The organism is Plantactinospora sp. KBS50 (assembly GCF_002285795.1).
In the GTDB taxonomy this organism is placed as follows: Bacteria; Actinomycetota; Actinomycetes; order Mycobacteriales; family Micromonosporaceae; genus KBS50.
In genome coordinates this window covers 215951-229591 of sequence record NZ_CP022961.1, presented here as the reverse complement: position 1 = coordinate 229591, position 13641 = coordinate 215951, and the positions used below count along the sequence as shown (strand labels likewise).

10 protein-coding genes and 1 pseudogene are annotated in these 13641 nt (G+C 73.1%); 2 read left to right on the top strand and 9 right to left on the bottom strand.

Annotation, left to right across the window (positions count from 1 at the left end):
* Positions 1-69: 69 nt before the first annotated feature.
* Positions 70-1647 (bottom strand): amidophosphoribosyltransferase, encoded by a 1578-nt coding sequence (purF, locus tag CIK06_RS01010; protein WP_095563227.1) that lies wholly within the window; start codon positions 1645-1647, stop codon positions 70-72.
* A 251-nt stretch (positions 1648-1898) separates the two neighbouring features.
* Positions 1899-2270: a sterol carrier family protein gene (locus CIK06_RS01005; RefSeq protein ID WP_369916061.1), complete on the bottom strand. Its 372-nt coding sequence runs from the start codon at positions 2268-2270 to the stop codon at positions 1899-1901.
* A 203-nt stretch (positions 2271-2473) separates the two neighbouring features.
* On the opposite strand from CIK06_RS01005, the gene CIK06_RS01000 reads away from it, so the two are divergent.
* Positions 2474-4546, top strand: a complete 2073-nt coding sequence (locus CIK06_RS01000) for a hypothetical protein (RefSeq protein WP_157756556.1) — start codon at positions 2474-2476, stop codon at positions 4544-4546.
* Positions 4547-4610: 64 nt separating this feature from the next.
* Here CIK06_RS01000 and CIK06_RS00995 read toward each other — a convergent pair whose 3' ends face one another.
* From CIK06_RS00995 to purS, 4 genes and pseudogenes are all read right to left on the bottom strand, one after another.
* The gene (locus CIK06_RS00995) at positions 4611-5369 is read right to left on the bottom strand and encodes a 2-phosphosulfolactate phosphatase (protein ID WP_095563224.1); all 759 of its coding nucleotides are present in this window, start codon (positions 5367-5369) and stop codon (positions 4611-4613) included.
* A 233-nt stretch (positions 5370-5602) separates the two neighbouring features.
* Positions 5603-8128: pseudogene (gene purL / locus CIK06_RS00990) on the bottom strand (phosphoribosylformylglycinamidine synthase subunit PurL); the annotation flags it as partial.
* Between the two features lie 173 nt (positions 8129-8301).
* On the bottom strand, positions 8302-8985 hold the full coding sequence (gene purQ, locus CIK06_RS00985) for a phosphoribosylformylglycinamidine synthase subunit PurQ (RefSeq protein WP_095563223.1): 684 nt from the start codon (positions 8983-8985) through the stop codon (positions 8302-8304).
* Positions 8982-9242 carry a phosphoribosylformylglycinamidine synthase subunit PurS gene (gene purS / locus CIK06_RS00980; RefSeq protein ID WP_095563222.1) on the bottom strand — a complete coding sequence of 87 codons (261 nt, stop codon included), beginning with the start codon at positions 9240-9242 and terminating at the stop codon, positions 8982-8984. The genes purQ and purS overlap by 4 nt, the downstream gene beginning before the upstream one ends.
* A gap of 291 nt (positions 9243-9533) precedes the next feature.
* Between purS and CIK06_RS00975 the strand changes: the two genes are divergently transcribed.
* Positions 9534-10049 (top strand): YbjQ family protein, encoded by a 516-nt coding sequence (locus CIK06_RS00975; RefSeq protein WP_095563221.1) that lies wholly within the window; start codon positions 9534-9536, stop codon positions 10047-10049.
* 81 nt (positions 10050-10130) lie between these two features.
* On the opposite strand, the gene purB is transcribed toward CIK06_RS00975, so the two are convergent.
* The 3 genes from purB to CIK06_RS00960 all read right to left on the bottom strand — a co-directional run bounded on the left by purB (position 10131) and on the right by CIK06_RS00960 (position 13539).
* Positions 10131-11555, bottom strand: coding sequence for an adenylosuccinate lyase (gene purB / locus CIK06_RS00970; protein WP_095563220.1), 1425 nt, complete (start codon positions 11553-11555; stop codon positions 10131-10133).
* 74 nt (positions 11556-11629) lie between these two features.
* Complete coding sequence (locus CIK06_RS00965) at positions 11630-12970, bottom strand: MFS transporter (RefSeq protein ID WP_095563219.1); 1341 nt, start codon at positions 12968-12970, stop codon at positions 11630-11632.
* Entirely contained in the window at positions 12970-13539 is a 570-nt protein-coding gene (locus CIK06_RS00960; RefSeq protein ID WP_095563218.1) for a transcriptional regulator, read from the bottom strand. The genes CIK06_RS00965 and CIK06_RS00960 overlap by 1 nt, the downstream gene beginning before the upstream one ends.
* Positions 13540-13641 lie beyond the last annotated feature (102 nt).

Genomic DNA, 13641 nt, shown 5'->3' with positions numbered 1-13641 from the left:
GTGCTGTCGGCCGGATCCGTGATCACCGGAAACCACCGAACCAGACGGGTCGGGCGGTGCCGACCTGCGCTATGGGCGATGCAGTGCGTCGGCGCCGCCTGGGCTGGCGACGAGCGGTGCGGGTCCGGCGTCGGGACGGTCGGCCCCGGCCGCCGGGCGGGACTCTCCGGCGCCGGCCCGGTGGCCGGTCGGCCGCCAGGTCGCGCCTTCGAGCAGGTGCTTGCCGATCAGGTCGCCCGCGGGCAACTCGATCGGATATTCGCCATCGAAACATGCCCGGCAGAGCCGGGTCTTCGGCTGCTCGGTCGCGGCAATCAGACCGGCGAGGGAGACATAGCCCAACGTGTCGGCGCCGATCGACCGCCGAACGCCCTCGTCGTCCAACCCATTGGCCAGCAACTCGGCGCGGGTGGCGAAGTCGATGCCGTAGAAGCAGGGCCAGCGCACCGGCGGCGAGGAGATCCGGACGTGCACCTCCACCGCCCCGGCCTCGCGGAGCATGCGCACGATGGCCCGCTGCGTGTTGCCGCGGACGATCGAGTCGTCGACCACCACCAGCCGCTTGCCCCGGACGTTCTCCCGGAGCGGGTTGAGCTTGAGCCGGATGCCGAGCTGGCGCAGCGTCTGGGAGGGCTGGATGAAGGTGCGCCCGACGTACGGGTTCTTCATCAGCCCGGCGCCGTAGGTGATGCCCGAGGCCTCGGCGTAACCGATCGCGGCCGGCGTGCCGGACTCCGGAACCGGGATCACCAGGTCGGCCTCCACCGGGTGCTCCTTGGCCAACTGCCGCCCGATGGCCACCCGGCCCGCGTGGATGTTGCGGCCGGCGATGGTGGTGTCCGGGCGGGCGATGTAGACGTACTCGAAGAGGCAGCCCTTCGGCTCCGGCACGGCGAACCGGACCGACCGCAGGCCGTGCTCGTCGATGGCCAGCAGCTCGCCCGGTTCCACCTCACGGACCACGCTGGCGCCCACGATGTCCAGCGCCGCGGTCTCGCTCGCGACCACCCAGCCGCGCTCCAGCCGGCCGAGCACCAGCGGGCGTACGCCGTACGGGTCGCGTGCCGCGTAGAGGGTCGACTCGTCCATCAGCACGAAACTGAACGCCCCGCGCAGCCGGGGCAGCACGTCCAGCGCGGCCGCCTCGACCGAGAGGCCGGGGCGGCTGGCCAGCAGCGCGGTCACCAGGCTGGTGTCCGAGGTCGAGCCGTCCAGTTCGACGCCCTGCTCGACAAGCTGGCCGGTCAGCTCGGCCGTGTTCACCAGGTTGCCGTTGTGGGCCAGCGCGATCGTGGTGCCCGCCTCGGTGGCCCGGATGGTGGGCTGGGCGTTTTCCCAGGTCGAGCCGCCGGTCGTGGAGTAGCGGGTGTGCCCGATCGCCAGATGCCCCCGCAGGCTGGCCAGGGTGGGCTCGTCGAAGACCTGGGCGACCAGGCCAAGATCCTTGTAGACGACCACACCGGAGCCGTCACTGACGGCGATCCCGGCCGCCTCCTGGCCGCGGTGCTGAAGCGCGTAGAGGCCGAAGTACGTGAGCTTGGCCACGTCTTCCCCGGGAGCCCAGACGCCGAACACGCCACAGGCGTCTTGCGGGCCGGGCCGTTCGGGGTCGAGGTCGTGGTTCAGCCGGCCATCGCCTCGGGGCACCTGATGCTCCCTCTGTGAGCTGCTGGGATTGGGTCCGGGAACTACCGTCGCCCCCAGAGTGTACGCGAGACGGGACCGCGACAGCGAGCCAGCTCGCGACCGCAGATGGTGAAACCGATCTATATCCGAAGCCGATTGACCTGGAAGATTCACGATCCAACAATTGTTGGTTTCCGCCGCGGAGCGCGGCCGGCCTGGCGTGCCGGGGCGGGATCCAGATCACTCCGGTCGCGGCCGCCGGCGAAAGTGCTTCACATTGGGTCAGAAGTCCAAAGCGGGAGCAGACCGGACAGATCAGCACGAATACCGCTGGCGCGGACCCGCCCGTCCCGCACCGCCGCCGCCCAGTCCAGTCGGCCAGCGGCCAGCAGCACCCAGGTGACCCCATCGGTCTCCACCACGTTCGGCGGGGTGCCCCTGGTGTGTCGCGGACCCGCGATGACCTGCACAGCCGCATATGGTGGGACGCGCACCTCCACCGATCGTCCGGGGGCCCGCTCGGACAAGTCGGCAAGAAGTACCCGCACCGCGTCGCGCAGCATTGTCCGTTCGGGCGACTTACCGGCATCGAGCGCCGCCAACACCGCCAGCACGGGTGCGGACTTACTGTGCGGAGAGGACACGTCGGGACGATACGACCCCGGCTGGCAGCAATCGTGGTCGCCCCTGGGTCGCGCCGATCCAGCTTCACAAGGCATAGTGGCCGACGGTGTAATTCGTACGGCGGATGCTCCCTCCGGTCAAGCCGGGCCGGGGAGATCGGACGCGAAAGGCGGTGGACGTGACAACACACCGACGAGCCTGGAGCCAGCGGGCCGGTGTGGTCGTGGCGCTGATTACCGGCGCCCTGCTCGCCGCCCCCGCCGCACCAGCCCTGGCGGACGCGCCCACCATCACCAACGTCTCGGCCTCCCCGAACTCGATCGACCAGGGCGAGACGGTGAAGGTCAGCTACACGCTGAAGTTCAAGACCGTCCCCCCGGATCCGCCCGCGGACATCACCGTCAGCTCCAACAACTCGAAGCTGACCTGCGTGAGCGGCTGCAGCGCCAGCGCGGTCACGGGCGACGGCGACCGGTCGGCCACCTTCCGCTACGCCACGGCGGCCAACTCGAACGAGTCGGCGACCATCACGATCAAGGCCGTCCCGCAGGGCGGTGAGGGCGAAGCGTCGACGCAGAGCACCACCGTCACCCTCGCCGGGAAGCCCGCGCCGCCGAAGACGGTGAAGCAGGTCTGCGGCAAGGTCGTCAACAAGACCTCCGGAGCCGCGGTCTCCAACGCCACCGTGATCCTCCAGGACCAGCAGGGCCACAGCTACACGACCACCTCGAACGGCAGCGGAAACTTCTGCTTCAACGGCAACGACGACCGGCCGATCGTGCCCGGCACGCTGCAACTCGGCGCCGGCAAGAACGACGTCACCATCACCAAGTCGCTGTCGGCGGGCGCGGGGCAGTCGGTCGGCGGGCAGCAGCTCGCCCTGGACATCCCGGCGCCGACCCCGACCGCCTCCCCGTCCACCGAGGAGACCCCGACCGACCTGCCCAGTGACGACGGCATCACGGACGAGCCGACGGAAGAGGTGACCCAGGGTCCGGCGACCGTGACCCAGAAGGAGACCTCGTCCGGCGGCGGCATGGGTCAGTGGCTGCTGATCATCGCCGGCGGCCTGCTCGTGGCCCTGGGCGTGGGCGCGATCGTGCTGCTCTGGATGCGGCGCAAGGAAGGCGACGACGACGGCCCCGACCGGGGCGGTCCGAACGGAGGCGGCCCGCCGCCGTCGTACGGACCGGCGCAGGGCGGGTACGCCGGCGCGAACGACGCGACCCGGGTGGCCACCCGGATGGGTGGCGACCCCACGATGGCGGGCGGGGCGGCACTGGCCAACGCGCCGACGATGATGCACAACCGTCCGCTGGTGGACGACGAGTTCCCGGACCCGTACGGCGCGCCGCTGCCGAGCCAGCAGCCGAACTACGGGCGGCAGGCCGACGACTGGGCCAACTCCGGCGGCGCGGGCTACGGCGGCACCACCAACGCGCCCACGCAGGCGGGTTACGGCGGTGCCGGTGCGGCCGGTTACGGCGCCGCCCAGAACCAGAGCTACGGCAACGCCCCCGGATCGGGAGCCGGCAGCTACGGCAACGCCCCCGGATCGGGAGCCGGCAGCTACGGCAACGCACCGGGATCCGGCGCCGGCAGTTACGGCAACGCACCCGGGTCCGGCGCCGGCGGCTACGGCAACGCGCCGGGATCCGGAGCGGGAAGCTACGGCAACGCCCCCGGGTCCGGCGCCGGCAGTTACGGCAACGCACCGGGCCAGCAGGGCTACGGCGGCGGTTACACCGAGGGCTACGGCGAGCAGACCGGCCGGTACGACGGCGGCGGCGACGGGGGCTACGGGCAGCAGCCCGCGGACCCCTACAACACGTCGTACGGCCAGGGCGGCGGCGCCGATGAGCGCTACGGCCAGGGCCAGGGACAGGGCACCTATCCCTCGGGCGGTTACGGCGCCGACGCGGGCTACGGCGAGAGCGGCGGCGGTGCCGGTTACGACAACCGCGGCGGCTACGACAGCTCGGGGCAGTACGGCGCTCAGGGCTACGACCAGCAGGGTTACGGCTACGACCAGCAGGGCGGGGGCCAGGGCTACGACCAGCAGGGCGGCCAGGGCTACGGTCAGTACGGCGGTCAGGGCTACGACCAGCAGGGCGGCGGCCAGGGCGGGTACGACAACCGCGGCTACGGCGCCGACCAGGGCGGCTACGACGCCGGTGGGCACCAGCAGCCGCAGGGTGGCTACGGCTACGACCAGCAGCAGGGCGGCCACCAGCGGGACGACCGGGATGCCGGCGGCCGGGGCGGCCGTCGATCCGTGGACTGGCTGGACGACTGACCCGGATGGCGCGTCGGCCCGGTGCGTTCCGGGCCGGCGTGCCGCGGAGCGAGGTCCCGGCCGGTCAGTCCGCCCTCGTGAGGACCCCGTTGCGGAGCACGGTGACCGTGCCCGAGATGTTGACCCTGGCGGCGATCTCGACGTCCTCGCCGAAGCCCCGCTCCAGCAGTTCCCGGCCGGAGACACAGCCCCGGACCGCCGCCGGGATGTTCGGGATGGCGCCGAGCACCGCGAGAGCCACGGCCGCCTCGACCGACAGCGTTCCCGGGGCGGTGGAGAGCCCGTCCAGTACCGCCGCGGCGCCGAGTTGGTCCTCGACGCACGGCCGGAGCGTGCCGTCGGTCCACCGCTCGCCGGCCGCCACCACGCCGACCGGCCGGTCGGCCGAGCCGTACCCCTCGGCCAGCAGCCAGCGGCCGACCGCGGCCGCGTTGCGCAGACAGGCGGTGACCACCGGCACGCCGCTGGACGCGGCGGCGGAGCAGATCGCCGAGCCGTTCGGCGAGGGCAGCACCAGGTCAGGCACCACAGGCGCCGACCGTAGCGCCGCCGGGGACAGCGACCAGGGATGCCCGTGGTCAGCCGCGCCCCTGCCGACCGCCGCCACCGCGCCGACCCGGGCGGCGTAGTCGGCGGCCTGCGCTCCCCACGGGAACGGGTGGACCCGCATGCCCCGGCTGACCGCCACCTCGGCGGAGGTGGTGAAGGAGAGCACGTCCACGATGACCAGGACCGAGCAGACCCGGCCCAGTTCCGCCGCGCCCGACAGTCCCCAGTCGAACCGGACACCGGTCCCCGGTTGCCCGTAGACCGGAACGGTCAACGCGCGTCCCGCTGCTCTCCGCCGTCGCGATCCTCGCCGGCAGATCCGGCCGCGCGGGCTTGCGCGTCCCCGTCGGTCCCGGCGTCCGCGCCGACGTCCCCGTCGGTCCCGGCGTCCGCGCCGACGTCCCCGTCGGTCCCGGCATCCACATCTGTTGCCGGGTCGGCGTCCTCGGCGGTGAGCCGGTCGTCCACCGGTGCGGCCGTCGGCTCGTCGGTGGCGGCCGTCGGCCCGTCGGCGGCGGGCGGCTCCCCGGACGCCGCCTGGGCCGCCGGCTCCGTCGGGGAGGCCGGCTCGACCGCCGACGCCGCCTCGGCAACGGCTGCGGTTTCGGCCGCCGCCACCTCTGCCACCGGCGTGGGCTCGGCCGAGGCGGCCGTGCCGATGCCGCTCGGCGCGGTGCCGGCCGGCCGGGGCTCCTCCGCCGAGGCGCCGAACAGCGCCGGCAGGGTGCCGGTGAACGCGGCCCGCAGCTCGTCCAGGTCGATCCGGAACTGATCCCGGATCTCCAGCGCCCGCGCGGCCGGGTCGGTGACGCCCAGCGCGGTCCAGGGCACTCCGAAATCGGCGCACAGCGCGGTGAACGCCTTGTCCTGCCCGCGCGGCACGGTCACCAGTGCCCGGCCGGTGGACTCGCTGAACAGGTAGACGAACGGCAGGGAGCCGTCGGCGTACTCGGCCGGCAGCGCGATCCGCGCGCCCACGCCGTACCGCAGGCACGCCTCGACCAGCGCCTGCGCGAGCCCGCCGTCGGAGAGGTCGTGCGCCGACCGCAGGTGCCCGACCCGGGCCGCCTCGGCCAGCAGGTCGGCCAGCGCGCGTTCCCGGGCCAGGTCCACCTGTGGTGGCGGCCCGCCGAGGTGGCCGTGCACGACGGAGGCCCACTCGGAGCCGGACAGCTCGGTGCGGGTGTCGCCGAGCAGGAACACCAGCTCGTCACCGGCGTGCTCGGTCCGGGCGAAGCCCATCCGGAGCCGGTTCGCGACGTCCTCCAGCACGCCCAGCACGCCGACCACCGGCGTGGGGTGGATGGCCGCCGCCCCGGTGGAGTTGTAGAAGCTGACGTTTCCGCCGGTGACCGGGATTCCCAGCTCGGCGCAGCCGTCCGCGAGCCCGCGCACCGCCTCCGCGAACTGCCACATCACCGCCGGCTCCTCGGGCGAGCCGAAGTTGAGGCAGTTCGTGACGGCCAGCGGCCGGGCGCCGGTCACGGCCACGTTCCGGTACGCCTCGGCGAGCGCCAACCGGGCGCCCTGGTACGGGTCGAGCCGGGTGTACCGCCCGTTGCCGTCGAGCGAGAGGGCCACACCCAGCCCGCTCTCCTCGTCGATCCGGATCACCCCCGCGTCCTCGGGCTGGGCCAGCACGGTGTTGCCGAGGACGTACCGGTCGTACTGCTCGGTAACCCAGGTCTTGTCGCAGAGGTTCGACGAGCCGATCATGCGCAGCACGGTTTCCCGCAGCGCCTCCGGGCTGGCCGGACGCGGCAGCGTCTCGGCGCGGTCGGCGTCGAAGAGGATCCGGTCGGCCGGCTCGCGCAGCGGGCGCGCGTAGACCGGGCCGTCGTCCACAAGCGTCGCCGGCGGCACGTCGACGACGGACAGGTCGTGCCAGGTGATCAGCAGCCGTCCCGGGGTGCCGTCCTCGGCGGGCGGGGTGACCTCGCCGATCGCGGTGGCCGGCACGCCCCACTTGGCCGCGGTCGCGAGCACCTCGTCCAGCTTGTCGGGGGCGACGATGAGCAGCATCCGCTCCTGCGACTCGCTGGCCAGGATCTCGTGCGGCCGCATCGACGGCTCGCGCAGCGGTACCCGTTCCAGCCACACCCGCATCCCCGTGCCGGCGGCGGCTGCGGTCTCGGTGAGCGCGCAGGTGAGGCCGGCGCCGCCGAGGTCCTGGATGCCGACCACGAGCTGCCCGTCGTACATCTCCAGGCAGGCCTCGATGAGCAGCTTCTCCATGAACGGGTCGCCGACCTGGACCGACGGGCGGCGGCCCTCGCCGCCCTCGTCGAAGGTGGCGCTGGCCAGCACGGACACTCCGCCGATGCCGTCCCGGCCGGTCTTCGCGCCCATCAGCACGACGACGTTGCCGGGACCGGCGGCGGCCTTGTTCTGCAACCGGTCGGCCGGCAGCACACCGAGGCAGAGCGCGTTCACCAGCGGGTTTCCCTGGTAGCAGGGGTCGAAGACGACCTCGCCGCCGATGTTGGGCAGGCCCAGACAGTTGCCGTAGCCGCCGACCCCGGCCACCACGCCGGGAAGCACCCGCGCGGTGTCCGGGTGGTCGGCCGCGCCGAACCGCAGCGCGTCCATCACCGCCACCGGGCGTGCGCCCATGGCCAGAATGTCCCGGACGATGCCGCCGACGCCGGTCGCCGCGCCCTGGTACGGCTCGACGAAGCTCGGGTGGTTGTGCGACTCGACCTTGAAGGTCACGGCGAGCCGGTCGGAGACCCGGACCACGCCCGCGTTCTCGCCGATGCCGGCCAGCAGCCGGTCCGACGGCGGCGCCTTCTCACCGAACTGGCGCAGGTGCACCTTGCTGGACTTGTAGGAGCAGTGCTCGCTCCACATGATCGAGTACATCGCCAGTTCCGACTGGGTGGGCCGGCGGCCCAGCATCTGCCGGATCCGGTCGTACTCGTCGTCGTGCAGGCCCAGCTCGGGGTAGGGCTGCAACTCCTCGGGGGTGCCGGCCGCCCGCTCGACGGTGTCGACCCCGGCCGGGCCGGGCGGCTGCGGAGCCGCGCCGGCCATCGCGGAGCCGGCCGGGTCGCCCGGGGCGGCGCCGGTGGGAGTCGCGCCGTTTCCGGATGCGCCGCCCGCGGCCGTACCGGATGCGCCGCCCGCGGTGACGCCGTTGCCGGCGGGGACGTCCGGAGCCGCACCCATCTGGTCGGCGGCGCCGGAGGTCGCGTCGGACTGGATCGTCATGCCGGCGCTCCCGCCAGGTGCTTGAGAATCGACGTGAAGAAGCCGAGCCCGTCCAGCGACGGCCCGGTCAGCTCCTCGACGGCGTGTTCCGGGTGCGGCATGATGCCGACCACGTTGCCGGCCTCGTTGGAGATCGCCGCGATGTCCCGCTGCGAGCCGTTCGGGTTCTCCCCCAGGTAGCGGGCGACGATCCGGCCCTGCGCCGCCAACTCGTCCAGGGTCCGCTCATCGGCGACGTACCGGCCCTCGCCGTTCTTCACCGGGATCAGGATCTCCTGCTGGGGGTGGAACGCGTTGGTCCACGCGGTGCCGTTGGCCTCGACGCGCAGCACCTGGTCGCGGTTGCGGAAGTGCAGGTGCCCGTTGCGGGTGAGCGCGCCGGGCAGCAGGTGCGCCTCGCAGAGGATCTGGAAGCCGTTGCAGACGCCGAGCACCGGCAGGCCGTCGCGGGCGGCGTCGACAAGCGTGCGCATCACCGGCGCGAACCGGGCGATGGCGCCGCACCGCAGGTAGTCCCCGTACGAGAAGCCGCCGGGCAGCACCACCGCATCCACGCCGTGCAGCTCGGGATCGGCGTGCCAGAGCCGGACCGCCTCGGCGCCGGCGATCCGCACCGCCCGGGCCGCGTCGCCGTCATCGAGGGAACCGGGAAAGGTCACCACACCGATGCGCGGGCTCATGGCGTCACCGCGGCCTCGCCGGGCTCCGCCACCCGCACCGTGAAGTCCTCGATCACGGGGTTGGCGAGCAGCTTGTCGGCGAGCGAGCGCACCTGATCAAGGTCGGGTTGACCGGTGAACTCCAGCTCGATGCGCCGGCCGATCCGCACCGACGCCACATCGTTGACACCGAGGCTGGGCAGCGCGTTAGCGACGGCCTGACCCTGCGGGTCGAGGATCTCCGGCTTGAGCATGACGTCGACCACGACGCGAGGCACGGGGCACTCCTGACGGGTTGGGGCAGCGCGGATGCCGGCCCCCAACGGGCCGAGCGCGCCCCAGCCTACCTGGCAGGAGCGCCCAACCACGCACCACCCGGCAGCCTGTGGACAACCCTGTGGATAACTTGTCTTCATCGATAGACGACACCCTGCGCAAGCGGCGCGTCACGCTGTCCACAGGGGGCGTTCGAGGGCCGCCGGCCGGCTGAGCGGTTAGCGCCGGACTGTCGCCTCTTGCGCGGTACCGGAGGTCCGGCGCGTCTTGTCCGGGGACGCCGGTTTTGCAGCATGCGGCCACGTGAACATGCTTCGCAAATACCGCCGACCCGGTCTGCGAGCATCGAAACCGTGCTGGTCGTGACGATGGACCACCTCCCGGGGTACGAGATCCGCGAAGTCCTCGGCCAGGTCGTCTCCTCCCAGGCCCGGACCCGGAACGTCTACCGGGAGGGGGTGAAGAGCCTGCGCGGCGGTGCCTACGACCCGGCGGCGCCGGAGAACCTGACCCGGTGGCGCACCGATGCCGTCGCCCGGCTCGGCGAGGAGGCCCGGCGGCTCGGCGCCAACGCGGTGCTCGGGATGCGGTTCGAGCACCGCGAGGTGGGCGAGATGTGGATGGAGGTGTGCGCCTACGGCACCGCCGTGGTCGCCTACCGGTCCCCGGCCGCACCGGCACCGGACCAGCCGCTGGTGGCCGCCGAGACCGCGCACCCGGCCGAACCCATCGACTCGGGCGCTATCGCCGAGGCGCCGAGCGCGCCGAACCTGCGTACCGCCGGAGAGACACCCACCCGGCCCGACTGATCACCAGCCGGCGGCGGCGACCGGCGACCCGCCATCCGCCATCCGGCATCGGCCATCCGGCAGCCGGCAGCCGGCAGCCGGTCAGAGGATCGGCGGCGGGCTGTAGGCGGCGGCCTCGGGGTGGGCGGTGACCACCTCGGAGATCCGCCGGGTGACGGCGTCCACCTGGTCGCGGGCCACCCCGATGAAGGCCGACTGATCCGCCACCAGCTCGTCGATCTCGGCCCGGGACAGGCCCAGCCGTCCGTCGGCGGCCAGCCGGTCGAACAGGTCGTTCTCGACCGTGCCCTTCTCCCGCATGGCCAGCGCCACGGCCACCGCGTGCTCCTTGATCACCTCGTGCGCGACCTCCCGGCCGACGCCCCGGCGCACCGCGCCGACCAGGATCCTGGTGGTGGCCAGGAACGGCAGGTAGCGGTCCAACTCCCGGGCGATCACCGCCGGGTACGCCCCGAACTCGTCCAGCACCGTCAGGAAGGTCTGGAACAGCCCGTCGGCGGCGAAGAACGCGTCCGGCAGCGCCACCCGGCGCACCACCGAACAGGACACGTCGCCCTCGTTCCACTGGTCGCCGGCCAGCTCGCCCACCATCGACAGGTAGCCGCGGATCACCACGGCCAGCCCGTTGACCCGCTCCGAGGAGCGGGTGTTCATCTTGTGCGGCATCGCGCTGGAACCCACCTGGCCCGGCCGGAAGCCCTCGGTGACCAGTTCCTGCCCGACCATCAGCCGGATGGTGGTGGCCAGCGACGACGGCGCCGCGGCGGTCTGCGCCAGCGCCGACAGCACGTCCAGGTCCAGCGAGCGCGGGTAGACCTGCCCCACGCTGTTCAGCACCCGGGAGAAGCCGAGGTGTCCGGCGACCCGCCGTTCCAGCTCGGCGACCTTGTCGGCGTCGCCGTCGAACAGGTCGAGCTGGTCGGCGGCGGTACCCACCGGCCCCTTGATGCCGCGCAGCGGGTAGCGGCCGAGCAGGTCGGCCAGCCGCTCGTACGCGATGAGCAGTTCCTCGGCCGCCGAACCGAACCGCTTGCCCAGCGTGGTCGCCTGGGCCGCCACGTTGTGCGACCGGCCGGCCATGACCAGGGCGGAGTGCTCGTGCGCGAGCCAGGCCAACCGGGCCAGCGCCGCCACCACCCGGTCCCGGATCAGCTCCAGCGACGCCCGGACCTGGAGCTGCTCGACGTTCTCGGTCAGGTCCCGGGAGGTCATCCCCTTGTGCACGTGTTCGTACCCGGCCAGCGCGCTGAACTCCTCGATCCGCGCCTTCACGTCGTGCCGGGTGACCCGCTCCCGCTCCGCGATCGACGCCAGGTCGACCTGGTCCAGCACCCGCTCGTACGCCTCGACGACGCCGTCCGGGACCGGCACCCCGAGGTCGCGCTGCGCCCGCAGCACCGCCACCCACAGCCGGCGCTCCATCCGGATCTTCTCCTCCGGGGACCAGAGCGCGGCCAGCTCAGGTGATGCGTAACGGGCGGCCAGGACGTTCGGAATCGCGGTCACGGCTGCCGATTGTAGGGTGTGCCTCCTGGGTCGCCGCGGAGCCGGAGATCCAGGAGGCACGCCCCGGGGGAGGGCTATGCCGGGTCGGCCGCGACGGGGACCGCGCCGGCCCGCTCCGGGCCGGCCGCCGTGGCCGGCAGCCCACCCACCGGTTCGCCCCCTACCCGCCCGTCGCCCGCCGGCCCGTCGCCCGTCGGCTTCCCGGTCGCCGGGGCGCCGGCCGGAAGTCGCCGGACGTCCCGGCTCGCCAGCATGCCGAGCACCGAGAGGACCACCAGGACGGCCGCGCCGAGCAGCGTGTCGCGGTTCCCGAAGACCGCCGCGGCGGGTCCGACGACGACCTGCCCCAGCGGGATCGCGACGAACGAGCCCAGCATGTCGTACGAGTAGACCCGGGCCAGCCGGTCCGGCGGGATGTGCTGGGCCATCGAGGTCTCCCAGGCCACCGCGAACTGCTCCACCGCCATCCCCACGATCATCGCGGCCGGCACCAGCACGAACACCCGAGGCGCCAGGGCCAGGCCGAGCAGCAGCAGCGCCTCGGCGAACATGCAGGCGACCCCGAACCGCAGCAGCCGGCGCACCCGTACCCGCAGCGCCACCAGGCCGCCCACGATCATGCCGGCGGCCTCGGCGGCGAGCACCAGTCCCCAGGCGCTGCGGCCCACCGTCTCGTCGGCCACCGCCGGCCCGAGCACGTTGACCCCGCCCGCGAGGCTCGCGTTGAGCACCATGAAGCCCAGCACCACCGCCCAGAGCCAGGTCCGGCCGGAAAACTCCGACCAGCCCACCCGCAGGTCGGCCAGGACGCTCCGGCGCGCGCCGCCCGGGTCGGTCACCACGGACGGTACGCGGATCCGCACGAACGCCAGCGCGGAGAGCCCGAACGTCACGGCGTCGGCGGCCAGTCCCCAGCCCGGGCCGACGGCCGCGACCAGGATGCCGCCGACCGCGGCACCGCTGATCATCGCGGTGTTGATGCCGAGCCGGTTGATCGCGTTGGCCGGCTGGATCAGCTCCCCGGGCACGGTCTGCGGGGTGAGCGCGGCCGACGCCGGCTGGGCGAGGGCGCTGACCAGCCCGTTCGCGGCGCTCAGCGCCAGCAGCAGCGGGATCGACGCGGTGCCGGTGAGCACGAGCGCCGCCACGATCCCCTGGGTGAGCGCGCCGAGCGCGTTGGAGCCGACCAGCACCACCCGACGGGGCAACCGGTCGGCCAGCACGCCGCCGAAGAGCACGAAGATCACGTTCATCAGGGACCGGGCGCCGACCACCAGCCCCAGGTCGCGCACCGAGCCGGTGAGATCGAGTACGGCGAAGGCCAGCGCGATCGGCGCCACGGCGTTGCCCAGCACGTTGATCATCCGGCCGAGGGCCAGGTAGCGGAACGCGGCGTACCGCAGCGGGGCGAACATCAGTCCTCCATCTCGAAGAGCGCAACCGTGGCGTTGACGTGCGTCGTTCCCGGCGACCGGGGCGCCCGGGCGGCCCGGTGCAACCGCACCATCGCGTCGGCGACCTGCTCGCGTACCTCGGCCCAGACCTCGGGGTCGACCCACAGTTCGGCGTCGGCGAGGTGACCCGTGCCGCCGGCCCGACGGTGCTCGGCCCGGCGGCGCAGTTCAGTGGACACCGCCTCGTACACCACCCGCTGACCCTGGTGGTCGTGTTTCGCCCGCTCGTCGCGCTCGCGGTCGCGGTCGCGGTCCGGGTCGTACCGGTAGCGCTTGGCCGCGCCGCCCCGGATGCGCTCCTGCGCGGTGACCACGATGGCGCCGGCGGCGAGCAGTTGACGCAGGTGGTAGCTCGCGTTGGCGTGCGTCAGGTCGAGTTCCCGGGCCACCTCGGCGGCGGTCAGCGGCGCGCCGGTGAGCAGCGAGAGGATGCGCAGCCGGACCGGATGCGCCAGTGCCCGCAGCCGGATGGTGCTCTCCTGCGGCGTGCCGGCCGGGTGATTCCCGTCCGACCCATCTCCCAAAGACATGTTTGGAGGTTGACACCTCCGCGAGGAACTGTCAAACAATTATTTGAGGGTGGTCCGGCGGACCAGCCGGCCGGCCGGTCGCGGAAGATTCGGCAGATCGGC

Bases quoted from the DNA above. Each gene is read 5' to 3' on its own strand.
- purQ (WP_095563223.1), bottom strand. From the start codon at position 8,985: ATGAGCCCGCGCATCGGTGTGGTGACCTTTCCCGGTTCCCTCGATGAC.
- CIK06_RS00975 (WP_095563221.1), top strand. From the start codon at position 9,534: ATGCGGCCACGTGAACATGCTTCGCAAATACCGCCGACCCGGTCTGCG.
- CIK06_RS00965 (WP_095563219.1), bottom strand. From the start codon at position 12,970: ATGTTCGCCCCGCTGCGGTACGCCGCGTTCCGCTACCTGGCCCTCGGC.
- CIK06_RS00960 (WP_095563218.1), bottom strand. From the start codon at position 13,539: ATGTCTTTGGGAGATGGGTCGGACGGGAATCACCCGGCCGGCACGCCG.